16 protein-coding genes are annotated in these 20,066 nt (G+C 71.9%); 4 read left to right on the top strand and 12 right to left on the bottom strand.

Annotated elements, in window-relative coordinates; genetic code table 11:
• The 3 genes from AC3RKB_RS13460 to AC3RKB_RS13450 all read right to left on the bottom strand — a co-directional run bounded on the left by AC3RKB_RS13460 (position 1) and on the right by AC3RKB_RS13450 (position 4,334).
• On the bottom strand, positions 1-2,028 hold the full coding sequence (locus tag AC3RKB_RS13460; RefSeq protein ID WP_491436646.1) for an acetyl/propionyl/methylcrotonyl-CoA carboxylase subunit alpha: 2,028 nt from the start codon (positions 2,026-2,028) through the stop codon (positions 1-3).
• A 5-nt stretch (positions 2,029-2,033) separates the two neighbouring features.
• Entirely contained in the window at positions 2,034-3,641 is a 1,608-nt protein-coding gene (locus AC3RKB_RS13455; RefSeq protein WP_491436645.1) for a carboxyl transferase domain-containing protein, read from the bottom strand.
• Positions 3,642-3,749: 108 nt separating this feature from the next.
• Positions 3,750-4,334: a TetR/AcrR family transcriptional regulator gene (locus tag AC3RKB_RS13450; RefSeq protein ID WP_491436644.1), complete on the bottom strand. Its 585-nt coding sequence runs from the start codon at positions 4,332-4,334 to the stop codon at positions 3,750-3,752.
• A gap of 56 nt (positions 4,335-4,390) precedes the next feature.
• Here AC3RKB_RS13450 and AC3RKB_RS13445 point away from each other — a divergent pair, with 56 nt between their 5' ends.
• The 3 genes from AC3RKB_RS13445 to AC3RKB_RS13435 all read left to right on the top strand — a co-directional run bounded on the left by AC3RKB_RS13445 (position 4,391) and on the right by AC3RKB_RS13435 (position 6,263).
• The gene (locus tag AC3RKB_RS13445) at positions 4,391-5,122 is read left to right on the top strand and encodes an MBL fold metallo-hydrolase (protein WP_491436643.1); all 732 of its coding nucleotides are present in this window, start codon (positions 4,391-4,393) and stop codon (positions 5,120-5,122) included.
• Positions 5,123-5,202: 80 nt separating this feature from the next.
• Entirely contained in the window at positions 5,203-5,799 is a 597-nt protein-coding gene (locus AC3RKB_RS13440) for an SACE_7040 family transcriptional regulator (RefSeq protein WP_491436830.1), read from the top strand.
• Positions 5,778-6,263, top strand: coding sequence for a GNAT family N-acetyltransferase (locus AC3RKB_RS13435; protein WP_491436642.1), 486 nt, complete (start codon positions 5,778-5,780; stop codon positions 6,261-6,263). Before AC3RKB_RS13440 ends, AC3RKB_RS13435 begins: the two co-directional genes overlap by 22 nt.
• Positions 6,264-6,270: 7 nt before the next feature.
• Here AC3RKB_RS13435 and AC3RKB_RS13430 read toward each other — a convergent pair whose 3' ends face one another.
• The 5 genes from AC3RKB_RS13430 to pdhA form a co-directional block, all read right to left on the bottom strand.
• A complete protein-coding gene (locus AC3RKB_RS13430) occupies positions 6,271-6,597 on the bottom strand; it encodes a histone-like nucleoid-structuring protein Lsr2 (RefSeq protein ID WP_491436641.1) in 327 nt (108 codons plus the stop codon).
• Positions 6,598-6,789: 192 nt separating this feature from the next.
• On the bottom strand, positions 6,790-7,098 hold the full coding sequence (locus AC3RKB_RS13425; protein ID WP_491436640.1) for a 4a-hydroxytetrahydrobiopterin dehydratase: 309 nt from the start codon (positions 7,096-7,098) through the stop codon (positions 6,790-6,792).
• Between the two features lie 67 nt (positions 7,099-7,165).
• Positions 7,166-8,572, bottom strand: a complete 1,407-nt coding sequence (locus AC3RKB_RS13420; protein ID WP_491436829.1) for a dihydrolipoamide acetyltransferase family protein — start codon at positions 8,570-8,572, stop codon at positions 7,166-7,168.
• 2 nt (positions 8,573-8,574) lie between these two features.
• Positions 8,575-9,585 carry an alpha-ketoacid dehydrogenase subunit beta gene (locus AC3RKB_RS13415; RefSeq protein WP_491436639.1) on the bottom strand — a complete coding sequence of 337 codons (1,011 nt, stop codon included), beginning with the start codon at positions 9,583-9,585 and terminating at the stop codon, positions 8,575-8,577.
• Complete coding sequence (gene pdhA, locus AC3RKB_RS13410; protein ID WP_491436638.1) at positions 9,582-10,709, bottom strand: pyruvate dehydrogenase (acetyl-transferring) E1 component subunit alpha; 1,128 nt, start codon at positions 10,707-10,709, stop codon at positions 9,582-9,584. The genes AC3RKB_RS13415 and pdhA overlap by 4 nt, the downstream gene beginning before the upstream one ends.
• A 167-nt stretch (positions 10,710-10,876) precedes the next feature.
• Here pdhA and AC3RKB_RS13405 point away from each other — a divergent pair, with 167 nt between their 5' ends.
• Positions 10,877-11,335: an Lrp/AsnC family transcriptional regulator gene (locus tag AC3RKB_RS13405; protein ID WP_491436637.1), complete on the top strand. Its 459-nt coding sequence runs from the start codon at positions 10,877-10,879 to the stop codon at positions 11,333-11,335.
• A gap of 25 nt (positions 11,336-11,360) precedes the next feature.
• On the opposite strand, the gene AC3RKB_RS13400 is transcribed toward AC3RKB_RS13405, so the two are convergent.
• From AC3RKB_RS13400 to AC3RKB_RS13385, 4 genes are all read right to left on the bottom strand, one after another.
• Positions 11,361-12,845, bottom strand: coding sequence for an esterase/lipase family protein (locus tag AC3RKB_RS13400; protein WP_491436636.1), 1,485 nt, complete (start codon positions 12,843-12,845; stop codon positions 11,361-11,363).
• A 15-nt stretch (positions 12,846-12,860) separates the two neighbouring features.
• Positions 12,861-15,062 (bottom strand): CHAT domain-containing protein, encoded by a 2,202-nt coding sequence (locus AC3RKB_RS13395; protein ID WP_491436635.1) that lies wholly within the window; start codon positions 15,060-15,062, stop codon positions 12,861-12,863.
• A 208-nt stretch (positions 15,063-15,270) separates the two neighbouring features.
• Entirely contained in the window at positions 15,271-17,553 is a 2,283-nt protein-coding gene (locus AC3RKB_RS13390; RefSeq protein WP_491436634.1) for a polyribonucleotide nucleotidyltransferase, read from the bottom strand.
• Positions 17,554-17,862: 309 nt separating this feature from the next.
• Positions 17,863-19,896 (bottom strand): glycosyltransferase, encoded by a 2,034-nt coding sequence (locus tag AC3RKB_RS13385; protein ID WP_491436633.1) that lies wholly within the window; start codon positions 19,894-19,896, stop codon positions 17,863-17,865.
• Positions 19,897-20,066: the final 170 nt, after the last annotated feature.

Below are 20,066 nucleotides of genomic sequence, written 5' to 3'. Positions count from 1 at the left end.
TCATTCCTGGTGGGATGCGTTCGCGACGGAGGCGTCATCGGCACCGCCGCCTCGGGGTTCGTGGTCGGATGTCGCGGGGCCGGCGTCGCTCGCCTCAGCCGGGGCGTCGACCGCGTGCTCGACGCGCGCCACCACCTGGTCGCGGGCGACCTGCTCGCCCGCGACGACGCGCAGGCGGACCACGCCGGGGAGGGCGGCGGTCACGCGGTGCTCCATCTTCATGGCCTCGATCGCCAGCACGGCCTGGCCGGCCTCGACGCGGTCGCCGTCGGCGACGAGGAGCGTCGTGACACTGCCGGGCATGGGTGCACGGAGATCGGGGTCGGCGCTGCCGCCGCGCTCGAGCAGCGCGAGGCGCACGTCGAGCGCAGCTCGCCGGTCGACCGGCGGGAACGCGGCGGAGCGCCCGCCGAGGTGCACCCAGGCGGTGCCGTCATCGCTCAGGCGGACGACGGCGCCGTCGAGGTGGGCGCCCGTGCGTGGGTCGCGGTCGGCGGAGGGCGCTGCGCCGCCCAGCCGCCAGCCGCGCGCCCGCTGCCATGCGTGGGCGTGCGCGACGTCGGCGCGGGCGGCCCGCTCGCGGGCGAGGCGCGCGACCTCCGCGAGTGCGTCGGCGGCGGCATCCGGCGCCTCGGGCGCCGGCAATCGGTCGATGAGCCCCGTGTCGAGGTGCCCGGCGCGGACGTCGGGGTGTGCGAGCAGCTCACGGAGGAACGCGGTGTTCGTCTCGACGCCCAGCACGACGGTCTCGGCGAGCGCGGCGTCGAGCCGTTCGATCGCCTCGGCCCGGTCGCGGCCGTGCGCGATGACCTTCGCGATCATCGGGTCGTAGTCGGCGGTGATGCGCTGCCCCTCGCCCACGCCGGCGTCGACGCGCACGCCCTCGCCCGCGGCGGGTCGCCACGCGAGCACCTCACCCGTCGAGGGGAGGAACCCGCGCTCGGGGCTCTCGGCGTACAGGCGCGCCTCGATCGCGTGGCCCGTCATCCGCACGTCGTGCTGCGCGATCGCGAGCGGCTCCCCCGCGGCGATCCGCAGTTGCTGCTCGACGAGGTCGATGCCGGTGACGAGCTCGGTGACCGGGTGCTCGACCTGAAGTCGCGTGTTCATCTCGATGAAGAAGAACTCGTCGGGCGCGGCATCCGACACCAGGAACTCGACGGTGCCGGCGCCGAGGTACTCGACGCTGCGGGCCGCGTCGCACGCCGCCCGGCCGATGCGTTCGCGCGTCGCGGCGTCGAGCAGGGGCGACGGCGCCTCCTCGACGACCTTCTGGTGGCGGCGCTGCAGCGAGCACTCGCGCTCGCCGAGGTGGATGACGTCGCCGTGCGCATCGGCGAGCACCTGCACCTCGATGTGCCGCGGTCGCTCGATGAACCGCTCGAGCAGGAGCGTGTCGTCGCCGAACGCGGCGCGTGCGACGCGACGGGCGGCGGGCAGTGCGTGCTCGAGCTCCCGCTGGTCGCGCACGACCTGCATGCCCTTGCCGCCGCCGCCCGCCGAGGGCTTCACGAGCAGCGGGAAGCCGATCAGCGGGGCCGCGTCGAGCAGCTCGTCGTCGGTCGCGTCGGGCTCGCTCACGCCGGGCACCACGGGCACGCCGGAGGCCTCGACATGGCGCTTCGCGCGGATCTTGTCGCCCATGACCTCGAGGGCGAGCTCGCCGGGGCCGACGAAGACGATGCCGGCCGCCGCGCAGGCGCGGGCGAACCCGGCGTTCTCGCTGAGGAACCCGTAGCCGGGGTGGATCGCCTGCGCGCCCGCGTCGAGCGCGGCTCGCACGATGCGCGCGGGGTCGAGGTAGCTCTCGGCCGCGGGCGCCGGACCGATCCGCACGGCCTGGTCGGCGAGCGCGACGTGCGGCGCGCCGGCATCGGCGTCGGAGTACACGGCGATCGAGCGGATGCCGAGGCGCTTGAGCGTGCGGATGACGCGCACGGCGATCTCGCCGCGGTTGGCGACGAGCACGCGGTCGAACGGCGCTGTCCTGAGGCTCTCGAAGGGGCGGGAGGGGGTGGGCTGCGTCATCCGGGTCACATCCTGAACAGGCCGAAGCGGGGCTCGGGCAGCGGGGTGCGGCTCGCGAGCTCGAGGGCGAGCGCGAGCACGGTGCGGGTCTCACCGGGCTCGATGATGCCGTCGTCCCAGAGCCGTGAGGTGGAGTGGTAGGGGCTGCCCTGCGACTCGTACTGGTCGCGGACCGGCGCCTTGAACGCCGCCTCGTCGTCGGCCGACCACGACTCGCCGCGCACCGCCAGCTGGTCGCGCTTGACGGTTGCGAGCACGGAGGCCGCCTGCTCGCCGCCCATGACCGAGATGCGCGCGTTCGGCCACATCCAGAGGAACCGCGGCGAGTAGGCCCGCCCGCACATCGAGTAGTTGCCCGCGCCGAAGGAGCCGCCGATCACGACCGTGAACTTCGGCACGCGCGTCGTCGCGACCGCGGTGACCATCTTGGCGCCGTGCTTGGCGATGCCGCCGGCCTCGGCGTCGCGGCCGACCATGAAGCCCGAGATGTTCTGCAGGAACACGAGCGGGATGCCGCGCTGGTCGCACAGCTCGATGAAGTGCGCGCCCTTCATGGCCGACTCGCTGAACAGCACGCCGTTGTTCGCCACGATGCCGACGGGGTGCCCGTCGATCCAGGCGAAGCCGGTGACGAGCGTGTCGCCGTACTCGCGCTTGAACTCGTGGAACTCGCTGCCGTCGATGAGGCGGGCGATCACCTCGCGCACGTCGTAGGGCTGCTGCACGTCGACGGGCACGACCGACGTGAGCGTGGCGGGGTCGACCGCGGGCTCGCGCGGCTCGCGCACCTCCCACGCGCGCGTTGCGGGCCGCGGCAAGGTCGCGACGATGTCGCGGACCAGCTCGAGCGCGTGCTCGTCATCCTCGGCGAGGTGGTCGGTGACGCCGGAGTGCTTCGAGTGCAGGTCGCCGCCGCCGAGCTCCTCTGGCGTCACGACCTCGCCGATCGCGGCCTTCACGAGCGGCGGGCCGCCGAGGAAGATCGTGCCCTGGCCCCGCACGATCACCGTCTCGTCGCTCATCGCCGGCACGTACGCGCCGCCCGCGGTGCACGAGCCCAGCACGGCGGCGATCTGCGGGATGCGCCGCGCCGACAGGTTGGCCTGGTTGTAGAAGATCCGGCCGAAGTGGTCGCGATCGGGGAAGACCTCGTCCTGCTTGGGCAGGAACGCCCCGCCCGAGTCGACGAGGTAGACGCACGGCAGCGCGTTCTCGAACGCGACCTCCTGCGCCCGGAGGTGCTTCTTGACCGTGATCGGGTAGTACGTGCCGCCCTTGACGGTCGCGTCGTTGCAGACGACCATGATGGGCCGGCCCTGCACGAGCCCCACCCCGGCGATCACGCCCGCGGCGGGCGTGTCGTCGTCGTAGAGGTCGTCGGCCGCGAGCGGCGAGAGCTCGAGGAAGGGGCTGGCCTCGTCGAGCAGCCGCTCGACGCGGTCGCGCGGCAGCAGCTTGCCGCGCGCGACGTGACGGTCGCGGGATGCCTCGGGGCCGCCGAGCGCGGCCCGGGCGAGCTTCGTGCGCAATTCGTCGGCCAGCACGGCATGGGCGTCGGCGTTGGCGCGCGCGGCGTCGGATGCCGTGTCGACCGCGCTCGTGAGGATGTGCATCCGCTCCCGTTCCGCCTCTCCGTCGTGGCGTGTGCGCGAGCTGGTTCGGTGAACGCTCGCTAACCGGGATTCATGTTAGCGGCCATTCACCGAAGTCCGCAACACGGCTTACCCGCCGGACGCGGGCGGCGACGCGGCGAGCCCGGCGACGAGGCGGTCGAGCCCGAAGTCCCAGGCGTCGTCGATCTCGCCGCCGAGCCGGAAGGCGCCCGCCAGTTCCATGGACGTGAAGCCGTGCATCCATGCGGTGAAGGTCCGAGCGGCATCGAGCGCGTGGCGCTCGCCCGCGAGCCGGCGCGACACCTCGAGGAGCGCGGCGCTCCCGCGATCGAGGGCGACCCGGTCCGCCCGCTCCGCCTCGGGCATCGGGCCGAACACGAGCCCGTACCCGTTCGGCCGCTCGTGCGCGAACCGGCGCACCGACGCCGCCATGGCGCGGAGGGCGGCTCCCGCGTCGTCGCCCGTTCCGGCGAGCACCGCGTCCATCCGCGAGCCGAGGTCGCGGGCGACGTCGTCGGCGACGATCCGGACGAGCGCATCGCGATCCCGCACGTGCTTGTAGAGCGACGGGGCGCGGACGCCGAGCGCGACCGCGACGGCCTGCATCGTCAGCCCGTCGCGACCGTCGCGCTCGAGCACCTCGCGTGCCGCCGACCGGAGCGATTCCGGCGTGATCCGCGTTGGGGTGGGCATGGCAGCCTCCTTATGGCTATTGACAGTAGCCATCATAGCTACGTATCATAGCCGACATGGAACTCCACCCCGGACTGCGACGCGTCGGCAACGAGATCGTCGCCTGCTACCTCCTCATCGACGACCGCGGCGTCACGATCGTCGACGCCGGCCTCGCCGGCCACTACCGCGACCTGCTCGACGAACTGGCGGCCGCGGGCCGCACGATCGACGACGTCCGCGCCGTCGTGCTCACGCACGGCGACACCGACCACATCGGCTTCGCCGAGAGGCTCCGCCGTGAGCACGGCGTGCCCGTCTACGTACACGAGGCCGATGCCGCGCGTGCCCGCGGCGAGGCGAAGCCCGCGGCCACCTCGTTCGGGCGCGGCATCCGGCCCTGGCCGATCGTGCGGTTCTTCGCCTACGCGCTCGGCAAGGGCGGCACGAAGACCGAGTACCTCACCGAGGTCGTCACCGTCGTCGACGGCGAGCGGCTCGACCTGCCCGGCTCCCCCGAGATCGTCGGCATGCCCGGGCACTCGCCGGGCAGCATCGCCGTGCACTCCCCCGAGCTCGACGCCGTGTGCGTCGGCGACGCGCTCACCACGCGGCACGTGCTCACGGGCCGGCGCGGCCCCGGGCCCGCGCCGTTCACCGACGAGCCCGAGGTTGCGATCGACTCGCTCGACCGCCTCGCCGGGCTCGAGGCGACCTGGGTGCTCCCGGGCCACGGCACGCCGTGGAACGCCGGCACCGCGGAGGCGGTCCGGCTCGTGCGCGAGGCCGCCGCGGCATCCGTCCACTGAACCGGGACGGCCCGGGGCCGCTTGCCGTGGCCACGCCTGTCGGTTAGTGTGCATTCACCGAATGCCCCGGGAGGTGCACCCTGAGCGACACGCTCACCGAGCGCGGCCGCGCCAAGGCCGACCGCCGCGCCGCGCTGCTCTCCGCCGCCGCGCGGCTCTTCGCCGACCGCGGCTACGCGGGCGTCACGCTCGAGGAGCTCGGCCAGGCCGCCGGCGTCTCCGGCCCCGCCGTCTACCGCCACTTCCCGGGCAAGGCCGCGGTCCTCGGCGCGATCCTGGCCGATGCGAGCGAGGGCCTGCTCGACGGCGGACGGCGCACCGTCGCCGCGGCCGACGATCCCGCCGCCGCGCTCCACGCGCTCATCCGCTTCCACGTCGATTTCGCCCTCGCGAACGCCGACGTGATCCGCGTGCAGGACCGCGACCTGCCGAGCCTCGACGAGGCCGGTGCGCACGAGGTGCGGCGCCTGCAGCGCGAGTACGTCGAACTGTGGGTGGGCGTGCTCGCCCGCCTGAGGCCCGACCGGGCCGAATCGGAGCATCGGATCAGGGCTCACGCGGCCTTCGGCCTGATCAACTCCACCCCCCACAGCGCCCGCATCCATGGGCGCCGACCCGCGGACAAGGTCGTCCGCAGCATCCTGGAGGACATGGCATGGTCGAGCCTCACGTCGTGACCCTGCGCGCGACCCGCGCGGGCGATCTCGATGAGCTGTTCCGAATCCAACTCGATCCCGAGGCGAACCGCGTGGCCGCCTTCACCGCAGAGGATCCGTCGGACCGCGCCGCGTTCGACGCGAACTGGAATCGCTTCTCGGCACGCGACGACTACGACGCACGAACCGTGCGCTGCGACGGCCGGATCGTCGGCCGGGTCGCCCGATGGATCGACCCCGAGACGCGCGTGCCCGAGATCACGTACTGGATCGACCGCGAGCAGTGGGGTCGCGGGATCGCCACGCGCGCCATGCGCCTGTTCCTCGACACCCAGCCGCGCCCCGTGCGGGCGCGTGCCGCGGCCGACAACACGGCCTCCGTCGCGTTGCTCACGCGACTCGGCTTCGTCGAGGTCGGCCGCGGTCGCGACTACGCCAACGCGCGCGGCGAGGAGATCGAGGAGATCGAGTTCATCCTGCGCTGAGCGCCGCTCAGCGGTTGCGGTAGAGCTCCAGCAGCGGAGCCGGGATGCGGCCGCGGTCGGAGACCTCGTGGCCGTTCGCGCGGAGCCACTCGCGGGCGTCCTTCGTGTCGCCGGCGGAGGCGCCGCCGCGGCGACCGCGACCGGCGGACGCGCGACCCGTCGAGGTCTTGCGTGCGGCCTTCACGAACGGCGCCACGGCGGAGTCGAACTTGTCGGCGTTCGCCTTGGAGACATCGATCACGTACTGGTCGCCGTCGATGCTGAAGGAGATCGTGCGGTCGGCGTCGGAACCGTCGAGATCGTCGATGAGCGTCTCGACCACTCGCTTGGCCATTTCTCCGCCCTTTCCGCGGCATTCGCCGCTGCAATTCTGGGGTTGGGTGCTTGCTGAATTCGAGCATATTCCCTTCCGAATTCGCGCGCACGAATGCAAGGACGCATTGTGGAGAATTCCCAGCGACGGAATATCGCGCCGAGTTCGGGCGATCGCCGACGGCCTCCGCGGAATGCGCGCGGGAGGGGCATTTCAGGCGTGGCGGGCGCCCTGCTCGTCCGCGATCGCGCGGATGCGCCGGGCCAGTCCGACGTCGCGGCTGGTGACCGCGCCGACGTCGTGCGAGACGAGGTCGAATTCGACGCGCCCCCATCCGAGTCGCACGTCGGGGTGGTGATTCGCGGCATCCGACTCGATCGCGACGGCATCGAGGAAACGCACCGCGGACGCGAAATCGGCCGTGCGGAATTCCGCGGTCAGCCGTTCTCCGTCGTGGCGGAATCCGGTGCCCTCGAGTTCGGCCGCGACATCCTCACGGGAAAGCGGCGTGTGCTCGTCCATGCGCCCATCATCGTCCCGCCGGGGGTGGGCGCACCACCCCCGGCGATCCGGCTCGATTCGCTCCTGCTCAGGCCATCGTGAGGGCGAGGCCCGGGTCGCGCAGGATCCGCCCGATGTCGGCGAGGAACCGCGAACCCTGCTCGCCGTCGACCAGGCGATGGTCGAACGAGAGCGAGAGCGTCATGATCTCGCGCAGTGCGATCTCGCCCCGGTGCTCCCACGGCTGCCGGCGCACGGCGCCCATGGCGAGGATCGCGGCCTCGCCCGGGTTCAGGATCGGCGTGCCCGCGTCGATCCCGAACACCCCGATGTTCGTGATCGAGATCGTGCCGCCCGACAGGTCGGCGGGTGCGGTCTTGCCGGCACGCGCCGTGTCGGCGAGCGAGGCGATCGCGTCGGCGAGCTCGATGAGCGTCATCCGCTCGGCGCCCTTGACGTTCGGCACGACGAGGCCGCGCTCGGTCGCCGCGGCGATGCCGAGGTTGACCCGGCCGAAGCGCACGATCTCCTGGGCCTCCTCGTCCCATCTCGAGTTGACCTCGGGCGTGCGCGTCGCGGCGATGCACAGCGCCTTGGCGACGACCGTCAGGGGGGTCACCCGGTGGCCCGCGTAGGCGCGATCCGCGCGGATGCCGGCGAGCAGCTCCATGGTCGCGGTCACGTCGACCGTGAGGAACTCGGTGACGTGCGGCGCGGTGAACGCGCTGCGCACCATCGCGGCCGCGGTGTGCTTGCGCACGCCCTTGATCGGAATGCGGGTCTCGGATGGCACGTGGGCCCGGGTCTCGAGACGGCCCTCGGCCTCCTCGGCCTCCGGCATCTCGAGCCGGCCTTCGATCCTCTCGAGCCCCACCGGCGCAGCGGATGCCGCGGCCTCGACGTCGGCACGCGTGATGAGCCCGCGATCCCCCGTTCCGACGACCCGTTCGAGGTCGACGCCGAGGTCGCGCGCGAGCTTGCGCACCGGCGGCGTGGAGCGCGGCCGCTCGGGTCGCTCGTCGGCGTCGTGCAGCCCGTTGACCGAGTGCGTCGCGGTGTCGGGCTCGATGCGGTCGTGCTCGGGCGGCGCCGGGACGAGGTCGGCCGCGAGCGAACCACCGCCCCCGCCGAGCCGGCGGGCCCGCCGCTTCGGTCCGCGCTCGGCGCCGGCGCCGTAGCCGACGAGCGTCGGTTCGCGGACCTCCTCGGGTTCGGCGGCCGACGCCGGCGTCGCGACCTCCGCCGCCCCGGCCCGCTCGCCGGTGTCGCACGAGAAGAGCTTCTCGCCGACGTTCACCGTCTCGCCCTCGGCCGCGTGCAGCGCCGTGACGGTGCCCTCGAACGGGGACGGCAGCTCGACGACGGCCTTGGCGGTCTCGACGTCGGCGATGATCTGGTTGAGCTCGACGTGGTCGCCGACCTTGACGCGCCAGGCGACGATCTCGGACTCGGTGAGTCCCTCTCCGAGGTCGGGCAGTGCGAAGTCGCGGATCATGCTCACGCCTCCACCTCGCTCAGCGAGTTGGGACGGCCCATCGCCCGGTCGACGCCGTCGAGGATCCGGTCGAGGTCGGGCAGGTGGTACTGCTCGAGCTTGGCGGGCGGGTACGGGATGTCGTGGCCGGTCACGCGCACGGGCGCGGCCTCGAGGTACTCGAAGCAGCGTTCGGTGATCGACGCGGCGATCTCGGCGCCGACCCCGCCCTGCTCGCCGGCCTCGTGCGCCACGACCAGGCGCCCGGTGCGGCGCACGGAGGCCTCGATCGTGGCGTAGTCGACGGGCGCGAGCGAGCGCAGGTCGATGACCTCGATCGACACGCCGTCGTCGGCGGCCGCGGTCGCGGCATCCTTCGCGGTCTGCACGAGTGCGCCGTACGTCACGAGCGTGACGTCGCGACCGGATGCCACGACGGTGGCCACGCCCATGGGGCGCGCGTCGGCGAGGTTGGCGTCGAGGTCGACCTCGCCCTTGACGTGGTAGCGACGCTTGGGCTCGAGGAAGATCACGGGGTCGTCGCTCGCGATCGCCTGCTGGATCATCACGTAGGCGTCGGCGGGGTTGGAGCACGCGATCACCCGGAGGCCCGCGGTGTGCGTGAAGTACGCCTCGGGCGACTCGGAGTGGTGCTCGGCCGCGCCGATGCCGCCGCCGAACGGGATGCGGATGACCATGGGCATCTTCACGGTGCCGCGCGAACGGTAGTGGAGCTTGGCGACCTGGGCGACGATCTGGTCGAACGCCGGGTAGACGAACCCGTCGAACTGGATCTCGACGACCGGCCGGAACCCGCGGTACGCGAGCCCGACGGACGTGCCCACGATGCCCGCTTCGGAGAGCGGCGTGTCGACCACGCGGTGCTCGCCGAACTCGGCCTTGAGCCCGTCGGTGATGCGGAACACCCCGCCGAGCGTGCCGATGTCCTCGCCGAGCAGCACGACCTTCTCGTCGTCGGCGAGGGCACGGCGCAGGCCCTCGTTGATGGCCTTCCCGAAGGTGATGGTGGTCATCGCTCGCCCCCGTCCTCGTCGTCGAACATCGCCAGGTAGCGGCCGAACCGCGCCTTCTGCCGGTCGAGGTGCGAGTTGGGCTCGGCGTAGACGTGGTCGAACACGCTCATCGGCTCGGGGTCGGGGATCGCGGTGATGCCGGCGCGCAGCTCGGCCGCGGCACGGTCGGCGGCGGCCTTCACGTCGGCGTCGATCGCCTCCATGTCGGCGCCGGAGGCCGCGAGGAGGGCGTGCAGCCGCGTGATCGGGTCGCGCTCTCGCCAGGCGGCGAGTTCGTCGTCGGTGCGGTAGCGCTTGGGGTCGTCGGCGGTGGTGTGCGGGCCCATGCGGTAGGTGACGGCCTCGATGAGGGCCGGGCCCTCGCCGCGGCGGGCGCGCTCGAGCGCCCAGCGGGTGACGGCGAGCACGGCGAGCACGTCGTTGCCGTCGACGCGGATGCCGGGCATGCCGAAGCCGTCGGCCCGGCGCGCGAGCGGCTGGTGCGACTGCAGGCCGACCGGCTCGGAGATGGCCCAGCCGTTGTTCTGGCAGAAGAACACCGTGGGCGCCGCGAAGCTCGCGGCGAACACGAACGCCTCGTTGACGTCGCCCTCGCTGGTGGCGCCGTCGCCGAAGTAGGCGATCGACGCCGACTGCGCACCCTCCCACTTCGCGCCCATCGCCCAGCCGACCGCGTGCAGCGACTGCGCGCCGATGATGATGTTCGGAATCGCCATCCCCTTCTCGAAGGGGTTCCAGCCGGATGCCGCGGAGCCGCGCCACACGCTGAGCAGCTCGTGCGGCTGCACGCCGCGCAGCCACGCCACGGCGTGCTCGCGGTAGCTCGAGAAGACGAAGTCGTCGTCGCGGAGGGCCCGGGCCGAGCCGATCTGCGCGGCCTCCTGGCCCGCGAGCGGCGGCCACAGGGCGAGTTCGCCCTGGCGCTGCAGCGCGGTGGCCTCGGCATCGAGGCGGCGCACCACGGCCATGTCGCGGTGGAGGGCGATCAGCGCGTCGATGTCGAGGTCGGCCACCCACGGATCGAACTCGGGGTTCGCGTGCCGGTGGCCGGACTCGTCGAGGAGCTGGACGAGGTCGCCGGGGCGGGTGAGCAGCCCGGTCGCCTCTCGGTCGGAAGGGGTCATGGTCGAACCTCCGTGTCGGCTCGGCCGCTTCGTGGGCAGCCTCGCACCCGGCGACGGTGCCGGATACCGGCAGCGTACGACGATCTGGCAATCGGCTCAAGCAGGCGCGGACGAGTTGCGCACATTGCATGGTGCAGACCCGGATGTCGGTGCTAACGTGTGGCGCTATGAACGGCTACGACGCGGTGGACCGGGCGCTCCTGCGGGCGCTCGCCGACGACCCGCGCGCCACGGTCGTGGCGCTGGCCGACCGGCTGCAGATGAGCCGCAATACGGTGCAGGCGCGGATGGCGCGACTGGAGGCATCCGGCGCCTTCCTCTCGTTCGAGCGCAGCATCGACCCGACCCCGCTCGGCTACCCGCTCGAGGCGTTCGTCGCGGTGCACGCGCGGCAGAAGGTGCTCTCGGAGGTCGTCCGGGCACTGGCCGAGATCCCCGAGGTGATCCAGGCGCACGGGCTCTCGGGGCCGATCGACCTGCTCGTGCGGGTCGTGTGCCGCGACGCGCACGACCTGTTCCGCATCGACGAGGAGATCCTCGCGATCGACGGAGTCGAGCGCACCGAGACCTCGCTCGCGATGGGCGAGCTGATCCCCTACCGGCTCGCGCCGCTGCTCGCGCGCTGAGCAGGCGACGGGCGGGTCGTCCACCTCACGCTTCGAGCCATTCGACCAGCTGCTTCGTCACGGCGGGCGTTCCGAAGTACGTGAAGTGGCTGACATCGGCCTTCCCGTCGAGGACGAGCGGTTTCGGCTCGAATCGGGCCAGACCCGCGACGGTCGAGACGCCCGCCGTCGGAACCACCAGGTCATTCTGCTCGTTCGAGAAGAGCACGTCCATTGCCAGGTCGTGCGTCCGCTTGAGCGGGCTGCCGTCCTGCGGCTCGTAGTCAGCGGCGATCGCGAAGTACTCCGTGTCCGAGTCGCCGTCCACGTTCAGGGCCCGCAGGTAGTCACCCTTCGGGTCCATGGCGGTCAGCCCGTCCAGTCCCTCGTATACGCCGAGGGCGAGTTGCTTCGCCACGTTCAGGACGACGGCGATGATATCGACGACGGGATTGTCGGGAATGAACTGCGCCACATTGGTCATCGTGTCGAGCCAGGATCTCAGGTTCTCGCGAGCGGCGATCGCCGTCCCCGCGTTGGGTGTGCCGACCATCACGACCCGCTTCACGTGAACTCCCGGCGAACCGCCGCGCTCGGCCAGCTCGCGAGCGACGAGACCTCCGCGCGAGTGGCAGATGACGTCGACCTCCAGCTCGATCCCCTCCGGCAGCGCCTCGACGGCCCTCCGCACGTTCTCGGTCGGATCGACGCTGATGGTGTAGTGGTCGAGCGCGAACACGCGGCCACCGTAGTGCTCGGACAGCCGGATCAGGACGTCCCGCGGCAGCTGGTCGAACGCATTGTGCGCCATCGCGCCGGTCCCATGGATGAACAGGAGCGAGCGTCCTCGAGCGAGCCTGTCCCAGGTGTCGGGATCGATCGCGTCGCTCCCGTCGAGCACGTAGTCGTCCGGCGTGAACGTCCGCCACCTCTGCAGTCGTTTGTCCTCCTCGAACTTCGCCGCGAAGTGGTTCCCCGCCTTCTTCAGCACCGGATCCAGGAGCGGGAAGACGATGAACTTCAGCACCTTCGACGCCACGGTCGAGATGATTCCGCGACTGGTGCCGTCCTCCTCGGCGTCGACCGGGATGATCGAACCCGGCAGCCGGTAGGCGAGCATCGCCCGTCCGCGCTCGACCGTGTCCACGTCCGAATCCGGTTCGACGGGGAAGTGCCACGAGGCGACGCCGTCCTCAGCGATCAGAAGCAGGAGTTGTCGCTCGTTCTCGGCGGGCGCCGGCACCTCGACCTCGATTTCGGGGCCTGCGACGTTCTCGCCGCGATCGATCCCATCGGTCGTCGTCTCTGGCACCGTACCGGCCAGGTCCTTCAGCTCGATCGTGAAGTCCTCTCGTGCGTCCGCCTCGGCGAGGGCTGCGAGCAGCTCCTCCGTGCCGAGCGCGGGCCCTCGTGTGACGGCGTCGTCGCTCGGCTCGCTGTAGGTGACGACACCGGCGATTCCCGGTGTTCTGATCACCACCGGGCCGAGTGCGATCGGGTTCCCATCCGGATCGAGCGAGTTCTCCTGCATGGTCCGGCTCCTCTCTCAGCGATGGTGGAGCACCCGCAGATTGGGGTGCCCGTAGAACTGGTAGGCGATCAAGGTGGCACTCGCCGCGGTCTCCTTCGTCGCGTCGTTCGACACCACGTAGCGCGCGCGCACGCGACGGATGAGCTCCGCGGCGGGGACGCCGCGATCGGCCTCGGCGTAGAACTCGCTCGAGATCGACCCTGCGACGCCGTCGTCGATGTTCCAGGTGCACGCGACGACGCCCCTCGCTCCGGCGTCGAGGAACACCGCGGCGAGGCCGCTGTAGTTCCCGAGGTTCTTCCTGGCCTTGCCGACCTGACACGCATTGAGGAAGACGAACGGCCGATGCGGCAGCAGCGGAGGATCCTCGTCGATGCGACCGGCCAGCATCGTCGAACCGAGGTAGGTCGCGCGGCGCTTGCCCTCGGGCCCGTCGATGAACACCAGGCCGTCCTCGACGTTGCGCGGGTCGTACTTGCCGTGCAGCGCGAAGTGCACGACATCGACCTCGCTGGTCAGCTTCTCGAGCAGTTCCATGCGAAGCGGCCGCCAGACCTCGGCAGGGGGGTACGACTTCGCGAGCGCTGCGACCTCGCGCAGCGCACCCTCCAGCGGCTTCCACCCGCCGACGCTGCCAGCGTAGTCCGCTGTCACCAGAGCGGTCTGCCGCACCTCGATCGGCCCGGGCTCGGGACGGCGCGACCTGCCGGTGTTCGTGGCGAGCGGCCACCGCCCGATCGCGAAGTGCGCGCCGAGCCACGGGGCATCCCCACCCGCCTTCGATCGCAGTCGATCGCCGTTCGGGAACGACGCAAGCTCCCATGGAACGACGGCGTCGTCGGTGAGCAGGAGCATCGTGGCCGGCCGATCAGCGGGCGCTGACTCGGCGATGCGCTTGAGCGCTGCACGCACGGGCGCCGGCACCGCCGCGCCGATTCCGCGGGCGTGTCCCCGGAGTTCCAGATATCGGGCATAGGGCTCCGAAGCACGCTCGGCCGTCGCGTACAGGTCGGTGACTGCGGTGAGCGTGGACTCATCGAGCGGTATGCGCCCGACAGGAGGAAGTTGTTCGTCGAGATCGCGCGGGAACACGGCGATGAAGTAGCTGCCGGGGGTGAGGACGTCGGCATGATAGATCGCCACGATGACGTCGGGTGGCTCCTCGCCGGCGAGCGGTCCGAGGTCGAGCCGCGAGGGGTTCGTCCTCGACGTGGGTGCCGGCGCTCCGGCCTCGCGGAACTCGCGGACCGCGATACCCCGCAGTGAGCCGTCGATGACGTAGTGCGCCGCGATCCTGCGGTTCTCGACGATCGACGCGCCGAGCGGAAGCGGCGTCACGTCCACGGTCGCCATGGGGTACGGATCCGACTCGGTCGGCATGAGCACCAGAGGGAGGGATCCGGTCACGGCGAAGGACTGGGGGTCGTACGCCAACTGCACGGTGATCGGCACGCCGAGCCGGATACCGCCGAGACCGCCGGTCGCGGCGAGCGATGCGTCGAGCCAGGGCGCGATGCCGATCTCGAGCGGGAAGGTCCGTCCCGTCATGATGGCGAAGTCGTCGTCCGGGTTGACGCCGCCCGGCCGCAGCAGCGGGTACGCAGTTCGCTCGGGCGGGAAGTCGGGCGTGTCGGGGGCTTCGACATCCACCGACCGCGGGGCTTCGGCGAAGGCTTCTTCGTCGTACTCGCCGCTCCCCAATCCGGCTGCATCGGACCCGAACGATCCCACGACCGATCCCACGTCCCCGTGTGAGCCCACGTTCCGATCGTGGTTCCTCGGTTCCAGCGCGGCCATCAGCGCCTCTCGCGCGTCGGACCGGTTCACCAGGGTCCGTGCGAGCGAATCCGCGAACGCTTCGCCGATGGTGGCCGACCAGGGATCTGCGGCGAATCGCTCGAACGAGTGGAACGGCTCTCGGGCGTCGTCGAGGATCCGCGCGAGTGTCCGTTCCAGGCTCTTGCGCACTCCCGGCCCAGCTCGCCACGCCTCCACGACCTGCCGGGCGACCGCACGAGCCACCGCCCCATCCACCTGCGGCATCACGTCAGGCTCGATCGCGAGCGCGACGGTGAGCTCGCCGTACAGATCATCGAGCGACATGGACACAGGGATCCCCGAGAGCTCGAAGAGCGTGGTCTGGAGGTCGTCGCTCGTGCGCCCGGAGCATCGCTTCAGCACCTGCGTCGTCTCGGCGGCGAGCGTGTGCGCTCGCATGTTGACTTCTCGCCAGCCTTCGGCCATCGGCTTCTCCGCCCCCCGCGAAACTGCCCGACCCGGCGGCATCCCCCGGTGCCGTCATGCCCAAGGATGGCGCATCGCGTCCCTCGTGTCCACCAGGAGTACAGCCGCCGTCGCGCAGCCTGAGACGACGGATGCCCGCCACGAACGAGTCGTGGCGGGCATCCGTGCGACGGGGCGGCGCTTACGCGTCGGCGCCCTCGGCGGGCTCGTCGGCGTGGACGCGCTCGGCCTCGCGGCCGTTCGTGTCGGCCTCCTCCGCGATGACCGGGGCGAGCGAGAGCTTGCCGCGGTCGTCGATCTTGGTGATCTCGACGAGCAGCTTCTGCCCGACGCCCAGGACGTCCTCGACGTTCTCGACGCGCTTGCCGCCGGCGAGCTTGCGCACCTCGGAGATGTGCAGCAGGCCGTCCTTGCCGGGCAGCAGCGAGATGAAGGCGCCGAAGGCGGCGATCTTCACGACGGTGCCGAGGAACTGCTCGCCGACCTCGGGGTTGGTCGGGTTGGCGATCGCGTTGACCTGGGCACGGGCGGCCTCGGCCGAGGGGCCGTCGGTCGCGCCGATGTAGACGGTGCCGTCCTCCTCGATGGAGATCTCGGCGCCGGTCTCGTCCTGGATCGCGTTGATCGTCTTGCCCTTCGGGCCGATCAGCTCGCCGATCTTGTCGACGGGGATCTGCACCGAGATCACGCGGGGCGCGGTGGGGGCCATTTCGTCGGGGCCGTCGATGGCGGCGTTCAGCACCTGCAGGATGGTGCTGCGCGCCTCCTTGGCCTGCGTCAGCGCGCCGGCGAGCACCGAGGCGGGGATGCCGTCGAGCTTCGTGTCGAGCTGGATCGCGGTGACGAAGTCGGCGGTGCCGGCGACCTTGAAGTCCATGTCGCCGAGCGCGTCTTCTGCGCCGAGGATGTCGGTGAGCGCCGCGTAGCGGGTCTCGCCGTCGACGGTGTCGGAGATGAGGCCCATCGCGATGCCCGCGACCGGGGCGCGCAGCGGCACGCCCGCGTTCAGCAGCGACAGCGTGGACGCGCAGACCGAGCCCATCGAGGTCGAGCCGTTCGAGCCGAGCGCCTCGGACACCTGGCGGATGGCGTAGGGGAACTCCTCGCGGGTCGGCAGCACGGGCACGAGCGCCCGCTCGGCGAGCGCGCCGTGGCCGATCTCGCGGCGCTTGGGCGAACCCACACGACCCGTCTCACCCGTCGAGTAGGGCGGGAAGTTGTAGTTGTGCATGTAGCGCTTCTTGGTGACAGGGCTCAGCGAGTCGATCTGCTGCTCGAGCTTCAGCATGTTCAGCGTGGTGACGCCCAGGATCTGGGTCTCGCCGCGCTGGAAGATGGCGGAGCCGTGCACGCGCGGGATGACCTGCACCTCGGCGTCGAGCGGGCGGATGTCGGCGACGCCGCGGCCGTCGATGCGCACGCCCTCGGTGAGCACGCGCGAGCGCACGACGAGCTTGGTGACCGACTTGTACGCGGCCGAGACCTCGGCGATCGCGGACTCGGGCAGCTCGCCCGCCTCGACCTTCGCGGCGATCTGCTCCTTGACGCGCGACTTGAGCGCGTCGTCGGCATCCTGTCGCTCGACCTTGCCGGCGATCTGGTAGATGCCCTTGAGCTCGTCGTACGCGAGGCCCGCGACGACGTCGTAGGTCTCCTGCTGGTACGGCGGGAACGTCGGGTAGTCGACGGTGGGCTTGGCCGCCGTCGCGGCGACCTTCTGCTGCGCCTCGACGAGCTGCTTGATGAAGGGCTTCGACGCCTCGATGCCCTGCGCGATGACGGTCTCGTCGGGCTTGACGCCGCCGGCCTGGATGAGGTTCCACGCGTTGTCGGTGGCCTCGGCCTCGATCATCATGATCGCGACATCCTGCGAGCCGTCGGCCTCGGTGACCACGCGACCGGCGACGACCATGCTGAACACGGCCTCCTCGATCTGCGAGTACTTCGGGAAGCCGACCCACTGGCCGTCGATGAGGGCGACGCGCACACCGCCGACCGGGCCCGAGAAGGGCAGACCGGAGAGCTGCGTCGAGAGCGACGCCGCGTTGATCGCGAGGACGTCGTAGTACTCGTCGGGCTCGATGGCGAGCACGGTGACGACGACCTGGACCTCGTTGCGGAGGCCCTCGACGAACGACGGACGCAGGGGGCGGTCGATCAGGCGGCAGGTGAGGATCGCCTCGGTCGACGGGCGGCCCTCGCGGCGGAAGAACGAGCCGGGGATGCGGCCCGCGGCGTACATGCGCTCCTCGACGTCGATCGTGAGCGGGAAGAAGTCGAAGTGCTCCTTCGGCTGCTTCGACACCGACGTGGCCGAGAGCAGCATGGTCTCGTCGTCGATGTAGGCGGCCGCGGAACCCTGCGCCTGCTGGGCGAGGCGGCCGGTCTCGAAGCGGATGGTGCGGGTGCCGAAGCGACCGTTGTCGATGACGGTTTCGGCGAACGTGATCTCAGGACCTTCCAAGAGGTCTCTCTCCTTTGTTTCGGCTCGCACGCCCGTATGGCGCGCGAGGTGAACATCGGAGCAGGAACAGGCAGATCTCAGCGCATCGGATGATTCCGCCAGCGCTGGTCACCAGTAGAAGTCCACCAAGCCGCGCTTGGTAAGCCACCACAGGGGACCAGCTCCTGCCGGCCTGCTCCAGGCGCCCGAAGGGGCGCCGGCTCATGTTGATTTGAGCGGATGCCACGCGGGCATCCTCGCCGAGCCTACCAGCACGGCGTGTCGCGGCCTAGCGGGGCACTCGGCGACGGATGCCGCGAGCGGCACGCGTCAGGTGGGTGCGCCCCGCCGCGACCGCTCCCCGGATCGCCCGGGAAGCTCGACGAGCGCGACGTGCTTGGCCGCCCGACCGTCGCCGGCGGTCCGGCCGAGGAGCCGGCGCCCGGCCCACGGCGCCGCATGCCGGCGCAGCCATTCGGCGGTACCCAGCGGCGGCGCGTCGGGCTCGTCGGCGTCGCCGTGCAGGACCGCGTCGAGTTCAGCGAGCGCCGCGGCATCCGGCACCCCGAGCGCATCGGCCGCGGCATACGCCAGCGTGCGGTGACCCGACGAGTTGAGGTGCACGCGGTCCTCGGCCCACACGCCCCGCCCAACCAGGACGGGGTGGCGTGCCGCGTCGAGCGCGATCGCGCCGGCCTCCTCGGCGCGCACGAGGAGTCGCTCGCGGAAGCGCTCGAACCGGGTGCGGACCCCGCCGAGGCGGACGTGCGCGGGCAGAAACGGCGTGACGACGAGCACGTCGCAACCGCGCGCCCTGGCCACGTCGATCGCGTCGCCGAGGCGGCCGGCGAGCACGTCGGGCCGGGCGTCCACGCGCACGAGGTCGTTGCCGCCGACGCAGACCGCGACGAGGTCGGCGCCGAGCTCCGCGGCGCGCGGCAGTTGGACCCCGACGACGTCGGCGACCCGGCGGCTGCGCACCGCGAGGTTGGCGTAGCCGATGCCGTCGCCGGCCGCGGCGAGCAGCATCGCGAGCCGGTCGGCCCAGCCGCGGTACTCCCCCGCCGCCATCCGCGACGAGTCGCAGAGGCCCTCGGTGATCGAGTCGCCGACGGCGACGTACCGGCGCCACGCGGGTGCCGGTGGCCGCGGTGCGACATGGGGCTGCGCCATCCGCTCGCCGCCCTCGGCGGGACCGCCGAGCGGCTCGGCCCGCGGGACGGCGGTGACCGGCCGCGCGCGGTCGGCGCCCGCCGCGTGCAGCCGCCCCGCCAGGGCGTAGTGCCCGAGGAGCTCATCGCCGAGCCGGGACCAGCTCCGGCCGGCGACGCCGTCGCGCGCGGCGCGCCCGAACGCCCTCCGCTTGGCGTCGTCGCCCGCGAGGTCGCGGACCCGTGCGGCGAGCTCGCCGAGGTCGCCGGGGCGGTAGAGCCATCCGTCGCGGCTGGAGGTGACGAGGTCGACCGGGCCGCCGCGCCCCGTCGCGACGACGGGCACTCCGCTCGCGAGCGCCTCCTGCACGGTCTGGCAGAACGTCTCGCTCTCGCCCGGGTGCACGAACACGTCGAGGCTCGCCATGGCCTCGGCGAGCGCGTCGCCGCCGAGGAACCCGGTGAACGCGGCGCCCGGCAGGGCCGCCTCGAGCGCCGGGCGTGAGGGGCCGTCGCCGATGACGACGAGCCGGACGCCGTCGATGCCGGCGAGCGCGCGCAGGTCCTCGACCTGCTTCTCGGGTGCGAGGCGGCCGACGTAGCCGACGAGCACCTCGTCGTCGGCGGCGAAGCGGCGGCGCCAGTCGGGCGATCGCCGTCCGGGCCGGAACCGGTCGGTGTCGACGCCTCGGGCCCAGCGGCGCATCCGCTCGACGCCGTAGCCCTCGAGCTGCGCGATCGCGGCCGAGGACGGCGCCAGCGTGAGCGTCGCCCGCGCGTGGAGGCGGGCGACGTGGCGTGCGAGCATGGGCGCCGCACCCGGAACGCGGTACCGCTCGGCGTAGGCGGGGACGTCGGTCTGGTACACGGCGACGCTCGGCACGCCGAGCCGCTCCGCCGCGAGTACGCCCTGCCATCCGAGCACGAACGGGGAGGCGAGGTGCACGACGTCGGGGTCGAAGTCGGCGAGCACGCCGGCGAGGCGGCGCGCGCTCGCGAACGTCACGCGGACCTCGGGGTACCCGGGCAACGGCACCGACCGCAGGAACTCGGCCTTCGCGCCGTGCATGCCGTGATCGACCGGCCCCGAGCGCGGAGCGATCACGAGGGCCTCGTGGCCCCGGCGCTCGAGGTGGCGCAGCACCTGGAGGAGTGAGTGGGTGACCCCGTTCATGTGCGGGAGGAACGACTCGGCGAGCAGTGCGACTCTCACGGGTCCCAGCGTGCGGGTCCGCGCGCCGGGTCCGCACGCCGCACGGCCGTGCTTCGCCGAGGGTTCACCGGCTCGCCGGGCGGCGTTCCCGGGTCGGTCGCGCGCTCGTCACGACATCCGCCCGCGCAACCCCTCGCGGGAAGCGCGGAACAGGAGTTGGATGGCAGGCG

Source organism: Agromyces capsici (assembly GCF_058349965.1).
Note: the sequence above shows the minus strand (reverse complement) of the source record. Positions and strands in the feature narration are given on the sequence as shown.